The 8,198-nt window shown below is 45.3% G+C and carries 8 protein-coding genes; 3 read left to right on the top strand and 5 right to left on the bottom strand.

The window, feature by feature from the left end:
* Nucleotides 1–72 precede the first annotated feature (72 nt).
* From QUA58_RS29995 to QUA58_RS29985, 3 genes are all read right to left on the bottom strand, one after another.
* The gene (locus QUA58_RS29995; protein WP_333154168.1) at nt 73–261 is read right to left on the bottom strand and encodes a DUF2949 domain-containing protein; all 189 of its coding nucleotides are present in this window, start codon (nt 259–261) and stop codon (nt 73–75) included.
* A 234-nt stretch (nt 262–495) separates the two neighbouring features.
* Nucleotides 496–879, bottom strand: coding sequence for a hypothetical protein (locus tag QUA58_RS29990; protein WP_333257270.1), 384 nt, complete (start codon nt 877–879; stop codon nt 496–498).
* Between the two features lie 436 nt (nt 880–1,315).
* Entirely contained in the window at nt 1,316–1,588 is a 273-nt protein-coding gene (locus QUA58_RS29985; RefSeq protein ID WP_333397790.1) for a hypothetical protein, read from the bottom strand.
* Between the two features lie 9 nt (nt 1,589–1,597).
* On the opposite strand from QUA58_RS29985, the gene QUA58_RS29980 reads away from it, so the two are divergent.
* On the top strand, nt 1,598–4,471 hold the full coding sequence (locus tag QUA58_RS29980; protein WP_333397789.1) for a PAS domain S-box protein: 2,874 nt from the start codon (nt 1,598–1,600) through the stop codon (nt 4,469–4,471).
* 272 nt (nt 4,472–4,743) lie between these two features.
* Here QUA58_RS29980 and QUA58_RS29975 read toward each other — a convergent pair whose 3' ends face one another.
* Complete coding sequence (locus QUA58_RS29975; protein WP_333397786.1) at nt 4,744–5,334, bottom strand: rhomboid family intramembrane serine protease; 591 nt, start codon at nt 5,332–5,334, stop codon at nt 4,744–4,746.
* A gap of 468 nt (nt 5,335–5,802) precedes the next feature.
* On the opposite strand from QUA58_RS29975, the gene QUA58_RS29970 reads away from it, so the two are divergent.
* Nucleotides 5,803–6,180 carry a Mo-dependent nitrogenase C-terminal domain-containing protein gene (locus tag QUA58_RS29970; protein ID WP_333257256.1) on the top strand — a complete coding sequence of 126 codons (378 nt, stop codon included), beginning with the start codon at nt 5,803–5,805 and terminating at the stop codon, nt 6,178–6,180.
* A 228-nt stretch (nt 6,181–6,408) separates the two neighbouring features.
* Here QUA58_RS29970 and QUA58_RS29965 read toward each other — a convergent pair whose 3' ends face one another.
* The gene (locus tag QUA58_RS29965) at nt 6,409–6,726 is read right to left on the bottom strand and encodes a hypothetical protein (protein WP_333397783.1); all 318 of its coding nucleotides are present in this window, start codon (nt 6,724–6,726) and stop codon (nt 6,409–6,411) included.
* A gap of 335 nt (nt 6,727–7,061) precedes the next feature.
* Here QUA58_RS29965 and QUA58_RS29960 point away from each other — a divergent pair, with 335 nt between their 5' ends.
* Nucleotides 7,062–8,192, top strand: a complete 1,131-nt coding sequence (locus QUA58_RS29960) for an NACHT domain-containing protein (protein WP_333397780.1) — start codon at nt 7,062–7,064, stop codon at nt 8,190–8,192.
* The last annotated feature ends 6 nt before the right edge of the window (nt 8,193–8,198 follow it).

Here is an 8,198-nt window from a genome sequence, read left to right as displayed (position 1 = left end):
CGTCCAAAAAGGACGGGCGGGACGCCCATCCCACAATAACAATTAAAATTGTAAGTTATTTAATTCGCGATCCTAAGTCGGCTGAGCTTCCAACCAATCAAAAATTAGGTTTAACTGTTCCAGTGTAACTAACCCATACTGCCACAGAACCATCGGCAGTTCGCTGGCATCTTGTTCACCGTGTCGGAGAGCAACGGCGATCGCAGAATTCGATATCGCCAACTCCCCCCGCAAATAATCTATCAGTTGAGCCTTTCCCATCACCTTCACCGCCAGTTTTATGCGCTATTGTAAAGATATGTAGCTAATCGATCTGTATCGGAAGTTTAATTGGTCTAATTTTAGGTTCACAATAGAGAACCTTGTGTGATGGAAACCGCACAAAACTTGTGATAAAACTCTGATAAAAAAGCGATCGCAGTCACAATAACTCCGAGAATCAAAAAGTGGCTTGGGCGATCGCTCGTTTGCTTCAAATGAATTCATTTAAAATTGCTAAAGTCCTAGCTGAAGCTGAATTCCCGCTTCTGTACCGCTGTCGGTTTGTTTTGGAGGTAAAGGATTTCCTTGACGCTGGGCGTCCGAAGGAGTAGTAATAAATTCCAATGGGCCATCGATTTTGAGGCGAAATGTGTCGCCCAAGCTGCTTTCCCTTCTAGCAGAATTAGCCGCCGTTTCTGGTTCACCAATCAAGTTTTGGTAGTCAGAGTCTACGGTTCTGTCCTCCACAGTCCTCAACGAGTCCCCAGATAAAGTCGTTTCCGAATATTGGGGTGCTGGTTGCAGTCTTTGTTGGGCGAGAACCGCCGGGGTCAAACCGATAAAAATTGAGCTCAGTCCGAGAGCAGTGCCAAGAGTAGCAATAACTGCGTTCATCATCCATGCCTCCGCTAGTTGCATCCTACTATGCTTATTTTACCTGGCCGGAATTAAGTTGCACTCTATCAAAAGTAGCTGCTTGTGGAGATATCAATTGCAGTTGCTGTGAAAACTTATAATTTTCGATCGCGCTATCGGTCAAATAGAACTGACGCAGCAACCGGGTTGAAACGCCAAAATACGTCATTTCTGGCATGAGTCAACCAAAAACTCGATTGGTTTAATTAGCGCGCGTCAGGAGGGGAAAAATAGTTAGTGGTGGACGCACGGGTGGCTCTCCATCCATTGTTTTTCACGAAAATAGTTCGTTGCAGACCGCCAAAACGCTAAAAAAACCTGGTTTGAGATACCTGTTCAAAAAAAATGCAACTGTGGGCAAATTCTAAGCCCTTACAGAATCAGTCTTTCCCAATTCTTTAATTCTTTAATCTCAAATCTATAATAGTATGAGCGTGTAGAGTACGTCCAAGATTGATACTGCATTCATCTCGATCGCCAATGTTGCCAAAGCTCCCGATCGCGCTAAGATGACGGTGGCAGTCGTTAAAAATTCAATTACCAGCGACAAATTCCGAACTCTTAACAGCACTTTGCCTACTAAAACCATCTCAACTTCAAAATCGGCGCTCATCAATTTGTACTTTACCGAAATGTTGTGGGTTTCTAATATTTCTGCTTCATCATGCCAATCAGATATTTGACCGACCAAATTTTAAAAATGTCAGGCAAAGTGCCAATTCGGATCGTCCTTGTTGTGCCTTTTGCCCTCCAGACTTTCGCTGCGGTAGGGTTGACGGGGTGGCTGTCGCTGCGGAACGGGCGCATAGCCGTCAACGATGTTGCCGCACAACTGCGGGCAGAAGTCACATCGCGTATCCAGCAACATATTGATAGTTATATTGAAACGCCACACCAAATCAATCAGCTCAATCTCGATGCCATCCATCTCGGCATTTTGAATATGCAGGATGCTGATAATTTGCAACGCTACTTCTCCAAACAAATCAAAACCTTTGATAAAATTAGCTACATTCAATTCGCCTCCGAACAAAAAGATTTTATTGGAGTTGAACGCCTCGACGACGGCAAGGTGCAAATTCAGATTTCTAATCAATCTACTGGCTATAATTTGCATAGCTACGCGCTGTCCGAGTTCGAGGCACCAACCAAGCTATTAAAAACTACTCTCAACTACGACCCCCGCGTCCGACCTTGGTACATAGCTCCGGTGCGCGCAGGCCAACCGACTTGGAGTAAAATCTATAATTATTTTGACGCTCCCAAACTAGCGATTACCGCTGCTCAACCAGTTTATGGCAAGGATGGTAAACTTATTGGCATCCTGGGTTCTGACTTGGCACTTTCCAAGCTCAATCAATTCTTGGAAACTCTAAAAATTGGCAAATCAGGACAGACTTTTATTGTAGAAAGGTCGGGACAATTGGTGGCAAATTCTACTCCTGAACCGCCATTTATTGTTAGCAACGGTGTTGCGAAACGGATTGTGGCAGCCAGCAGCAAGAATGTTCTAATTCGATCGACCGCCCGCTATTTGACAGAACGCTTCGGGGATTTGCACAAAATTGACAGATCTCGCCAGTTAGATTTTACGATCGACGGTGAACGGCAATTTCTACAGGTGACGCCGCTTTTAGACAGCAGGGGCCTCGATTGGTTGATTGTGGTGACGGTTCCTGAAGCCGATTTTATGGAAAGGATTCATGCCAACACTCGGTATACTGTGGTGATGTGTCTGGGTGCTTTGGTGCTGGCAACGGCGATTGGCGCTCTGACTTCTAGGTGGATTGTTGTACCGATTCGGCGTCTGAGCAAGGCTGCGGAGGCTTTGTCCCGGGGAGAATGGGACTCGATGGCAGTAGATTCCCGCTTGATGGCGTCTGTAGAGCGGGAGGATGAGGTCGGTGTCCTGGCTCGTTCTTTTAATATGATGGCCGATCAATTGGAACAGTCATTTACTACTCTCGAAGATCGGGTGGAATCTGCGATCGCTGATAAAAATAAATTAATTATTTCTCTGAAAAACTCGCAGCAAAAACTGGCTCTCCATCTTCACCAAACTCCTTTGGGAGCGATTGAATGGAATCTAAACTTTGAAGTAGCGGAATGGAATTTGTCAGCGGAAAGAATTTTTGGATACAACCGCTTGGAAGCAATGGGACGCCACGGAGTCGATCTCATAGTTCCTGAAAGTGCTAAGGAGTATGTCAGGCAACTATCTATAACTTTGCTCACTAATACAGGAGGAGTTACCAGCCTTAACGAGAACATCAGAAAAGACGGCAAAATAATTCTGTGCGAGTGGTACAATACGACTTTGGTTGATGCTGACGGCAGCATCATTGGGGTAGCATCGCTGATTCAGGATGTGACTGAATTTCACAGTGCTGTGGAGAAGTTGCGGGCTAGCGAGGAGCGGTTTCGCCAGTTGGCAGAAAATATTCATGAGGTATTTTGGATTAGAGAACCCAATCAAAAGCAGCTCGTTTATGTCAGTCCTGCTTGCGAGAAAATATGGAATTTGAGCTATCAGAGTTTGCTGTCAGAACCGGAGGCTTTTTGGGATGCTATTCACCCGGAGGATCTCGATCGCGTCAAGGCTGCTTTTGAGAAACAGGTGCGGGGCGATTATGATGAAGAGTATCGGGTAGTGCGATCCCCTAGGGGGGCTAAGCCAACCGACGGTTCAGTTTGCTGGGTGCGCGATCGGGCTTTTCCAGTCCGCAGCCAAACCGGAGAAATTTACCGCATCGTCGGTATTGCCGAAGATATTACCCAGCGCAAATTAGCAGAAGAATTCCAAAAAGTCGCTCAAACCGCCCAAGCAGCCAGCCAAGCCAAAAGCGCCTTTTTAGCTAATATGAGCCACGAATTGCGAACTCCCCTCAACGCGATTATTGGTTACAGCGATATACTCAAAGAAGACGCCGAGGATTTAGGCTACGAAGATTTTATCCCCGACTTACACAGAATTCAAACGGCCGGCAAACACTTGCTGTCTTTAATTAGCGACATTCTAGATATTTCTAAGATTGAAGCAGGGCGGATGGAACTTTATTTAGAAACTTTCAATCCGGTTAATTTAATTAACGAGGTAGTTTCTACTGTCAAACCCTTGGTAGATAAAAATTCTAATAAGTTTGAAGTGGATTGTGGTAGCGACTTGGGAATGATGTATGCTGACATTACCAAAACTCGTCAAATATTGCTCAACCTGCTGAGCAATGCAGCCAAATTTACGGAACAGGGAACTATTACCCTCTGCATTGAAAGAGTTAAACATGACAGCTTAACAACTCAAGAAATAGCAGAACCTTCCGACTCAATCATTTTTCGCGTAGCTGATACGGGCATTGGGATTCCCCCCGAACAATTGCAGCATTTATTTCAAGCATTTATGCAGGGCGACGCCTCAACTACGCGCAAGTATGGCGGCACGGGTTTGGGATTGACTATTAGCCGTCACTTTTGCGTAATGATGGGTGGGGATATGCACGTTGAAAGCGAGTTAGGTTGCGGTTCGGTTTTTACTGTGTGCTTGCCGGCGCACGTTGAATTATTAGTAAGTAGTTAGTCCTACTTTCCTGGAGGCAATTGTTATACCAATTAAAAAAAGTCGCTGCTCCAATCCTCCAATATTATACCAATTAAAAAAAGTCGCTGCTCCAGGCGCCGGAGACTGCAATGCCGTGTTCCTACAGATGCTTGCGTACCATCTATATTTAGCCCTACTTTTCATAATTTGTATTACCAAATAAATTGGGCTTCTTGCCAAAACACCTGCGCTTTCAGATAATTTATCAGCAAGAAACCAAGGTGATGATACGATGCAGCCTCAGTCTTATTCTAGTTAATTGGCCGTTTCTGCCGCCCCAAAAGTTGGGCTGTTAATACCCCGCCAACAAAGCCAAAGAAATGCGCTTGCCAGGAAACTCCCGGCTGCGAGGGCAAAACTCCCCAAATTAAACTGCCGTAGAAGAAACCGACAATTAAAGATAACAAAATAGAGGTAAAGCTGCGTTCAAAATAGCCCCGCAGCAGCAAAAAGCCGAAGTAACCAAAGATTAATCCGCTAGCACCAATGTGAACGGAATAGGGCGCGCCTGTCAGCCAAACTCCGAATCCGCTGACTAGCACAGTGACGGCACTCACGATAAAAAAGTCGCTAATTTCTCGCAGCATTATCAACCAACCCAATGTCACTAAAGGGAGGGTATTGGCAGCTAAGTGAGCAAAATTGCCGTGCAGAAAAGGCATCAACAGGATGCCTTGAAGTCCGTCGAGGCTGCGGGGGCGGACTCCGTAGGTATTCAGCCTGCCTTGGAACAGGAATACATCGACAATTTCGATAATCCAGAGGAGGGAGACGAAGCCGCCGAGAATGGCGGCGTGGCTTTGCAATTCGCGGGTGATAGCTTTGCTTTCTGGGTTACTCATGGGTTGTGAGGGCGGTGATACCGATTATTTCTTATTGTAGGAGTTTCTGAGCGATCGCGAGCAAAGATTGTTGGGGCGAGGTTTCAGGGTTTTTTGCAGCAGAGCTTATTTAGAAATATTATAACTTTCATTAAAAGTTCCGCATTTTCACGTATAGGATAATTCACCTCGATGCGTCACAATTGTAATTGAACTACAAAAGGAGAGTCAACCGAAGGTTGAAGCTAGAACGTAGAAAACAGAATTTTACCCTATCAATCAATTGTTGGGCTTGAAATGAGGACACTTTTTAGAGCGCACACCGTCTTAAAAAAAATCAGGAACTACTTTTCTCGCCCTAAGTCATTAATTTAAGAAGTTCAATCCGGTAAAGCAAAACGAGATGCTGTAGATACTGATTGTAGATAATATCGCACAAGCTCTACAGAGAGTTCTTGGCACCTCGTTATAAAAGAGGAACAGAGCAAAATGAACGTATTTGATCATACAGTCTCCTACCGAACTCTGCCAAATTGGGTATCGTTTGGCAAACAAGAAACAGCCGTTAATGTCGCTACAAATTCTCAACCTTACGGTCAAAAACCGCACTTTGACCCCTTGCATCCGCTAAAACAATGGCTTGATGACACTGCAATTAAAAGTCAAAAGTTGGCTCGGTTGCTGTGTAAGTTTATTCCCAGCCAGTGTCCGTTTGAGCGGGAAGTCAAATTTGGCGATCGTACTTTATTTTCCATTCCGCCGCTGTGCAAGTTAAATCCGCTTTACGAGCAAGTGGTTGGGATTCGCTTTCGGGCTTTGTGTTATTTGGCTGACGAGTGCGGCGTGGATGTAACTCCTTATTGTTAATTCTGCAAAAACTTAAATTTTTCACTGTCTTTTCACCCTCCCTTCTCCTTGTTGGGGAGGGTTTTTGTTTTGTGCGGGCGAATACAGGGATCGGAAGTGCGATCGCACTTTCGGAAGCTAAGACAGCAGATTTCAGGTTTGTAGGGGCGGTTCTAAGAGTTCCCGCCCGCGATCGACCTAAAATTTGCTCAGACGATCCAACGGAGGACTAAAGTCCTTACTACGAACCTATTTGGAGGGACTATCGCTGTCTTTCTCTTCTTCCCTAATATCCTGAAAAATGTGCCAAATTAAGCAAACAATACCAATCCCCAATCCTGAAATTGGATCGAACCAGGAGATTAAATTGACGATGCCAAACTCGGTTAATTGTCCGGCAACGCAGGTAAATTTGTGAGTTGTAACAATATTTTTGAACTCCTGGGAGAGTGATTTTTTACTTGATTCGAGGATTTCTAGTTCTGCGTACTCGATGAAAGCCAGCAAGATGAATAATTGAATCTGCGGATTTTGAGCCAAAATGATTTTGAATTGTTGTGTAGTCATGGCGGGTTTTCTCAATGGGTTAATTTATAAATAACTGAATAGCTGCGGTAGTACCAGGCCAATAACGGACAGATATTAAGTTCCCCTTTCTGTCCCGATCGCACATCTCGTAACCAAGACACAGTAAGGACACAGCAATGCTGTATTCCTACCGAATATCTGTTAGGACTTAAGCGCGGGTGGTCAGAAACCGGGTTTTTTACGAAAAGACGCGTCGCAGTCCACAGATTAGGTAAAAAACCCGGTTTCTTTGGTCTGAATGCGTCAAGGACTGATGTGTATTCCACCCCAGAGAAAACCGCTATAATATCGGGAATCACATCAGTCTGATACCTATGGGCGAAACGCGCGATCGAGGAATTCCAGCGACTCCAGACGGAATTGCCAAACTCAAAAACACCAAAAATACTGGAAAAGACGATAACGGCAAACCTTGGACATTTCCCAGTATTGCCGAAAAGGCTGGTATCCAAAGTCACAAGACTGTTGAGCGGTTTTTCAAGGGTGAAGGAATTGAGAGAGGTAATGCTAACGCAATTTGCCAAGCTTTAAATTTAGAAATAACCGAAATTGTCGATCGCCACGAATGGAGTCCACCCTCACCGCCAGCAAGCCAAATTGACTGGCGCGAAACCTGCCGCGCCGCAGCCCAAGCCAAGCGACAAGCAGCCAACACTTTTTTTGCCAACGACTTAGGGCGAAAAATCGACATCAACGAGATTCACGTGCCCTTGGGATTAATCGAACGCCAGCAAAAACCCCAGCGTCGCGATGATTTCTCCCCTCAAACAGGTTCCGAAGCTTATCAGGAAGCCGAAAAACTCATTCCCCTCAGTTACGACGAATTTTGCGAAAAAGTCCTCACAAACAGCGACAGCCCTAAAAGCAACGGGAAACGCCTTGCTGTCATCGGCGAACCGGGTGCGGGAAAAACTACTCAATGGTTGAAAATTTGCGATCACATATTGGCGGAAACTGAATATTTGCCCGTATGGATATCCTTAGCAGAGGTGAAAAAACCTTTGTGCCAATATTTAATCGAAGATTGGCTGCGAATAGCGGCGGGACAATTGGATGCTGCACCTGCGGAATGGGTGAAAGAATTTAAGGAATTACTGAGTCAAGGAAAAATCTGGTTGCTGTTGGACGGCGCGGATGAAATGGGAATAGCGGATTCCCTGGGAACTCTATCGCCACAGTTGAGAGAACGGGTATTCGATAAAGTACGAATAGTAATCAGTTGCCGCCTGAATATTTGGGAGGCTACGGGGAATGCCCTGTCTGATTTTGATACTTATAGAATGCTCGATTTCAGCTATGGAGACGGCGATAATTGCGATCAAGTGAAGTTGTTTATCGATCAATGGTTTCGATCCCCCCCAGCCCCCCTTAAAAAGCAGGGTGGATTAATTGTCAGGGGGGAATGTAGAATAGAAGAGGTAATCAAGTCTGCCCTGTCCGGGTAGACTATC

The organism is Microcoleus sp. N9_A1, assembly GCF_036701795.1.
GTDB lineage: Bacteria > Cyanobacteriota > Cyanobacteriia > Cyanobacteriales > Microcoleaceae > Microcoleus.
This window is presented reverse-complemented; position numbering and strand designations above follow the sequence as displayed.